The organism is Neisseria sp. P0021.S007 (genome assembly GCF_051956855.1).
In genome coordinates this window covers 1-572 of the sequence record NZ_JBQCXA010000885.1, presented here as the reverse complement: position 1 = coordinate 572, position 572 = coordinate 1, and the positions used below count along the sequence as shown (strand labels likewise).

At 45.3% G+C, this 572-nt stretch carries 2 protein-coding genes; both read left to right on the top strand.

Annotated features, from left to right (window positions below; translation table 11 throughout):
* Positions 1–213: tetratricopeptide repeat protein (locus tag ACTHUR_RS16535; RefSeq protein ID WP_440399767.1), on the top strand; the 213-nt coding region annotated here is incomplete at its 5' end.
* A 71-nt stretch (positions 214–284) separates the two neighbouring features.
* Positions 285–572 (top strand): tetratricopeptide repeat protein (locus tag ACTHUR_RS16530; protein WP_440399765.1); only part of this gene is annotated, 288 nt, incomplete at its 3' end.

Below are 572 nucleotides of genomic sequence, written 5' to 3'. Positions count from 1 at the left end.
CTTCAAAACCTTGTACAGGCAGAGCAGTGGTATCGTAAGGCTGCAGAACAAGGGATTGCGGAAGCCCAATATAATTTGGGTCTGATGTACGACAATGGGCAAGGTGTTCGTCAGAACTATAAGATCGCCAAAGAGTGGTTTGGTAAGGCTTGTGATAACGGACTGCAACTAGGTTGCGATGCTTATCGAAAATTGAATCAGCAAGGATATTGAATTCTTATTCAAAGGTCGTCTGAAGTACATAGGCAACCCCAAAAATATTCTGAGTAAAAAAGGATTTTGAGATGAACACCTTACTGAAAAAAATGATGGTTGCTTTGCTGGCTTTTGGCATAGGGCAAGCAGTTTGGGCAGATGATGTTCCTGACTTACAGAAAATTTTGTGGGTGGCGGAACAAGGTTATGTTCCTGCCCAATACATTTTAGGTGTGATGTATGCCGACGGAGAGGGTGTACGCCAAGACTATGCCGAAGCGCTCAAGTGGTATCGTAAAGCAGCGGAACAGGGGGATGCCCGAGCACAATCTGATTTGGGGTTGATGTATGCCAATGGACAAGGCGTACGTCAGGAC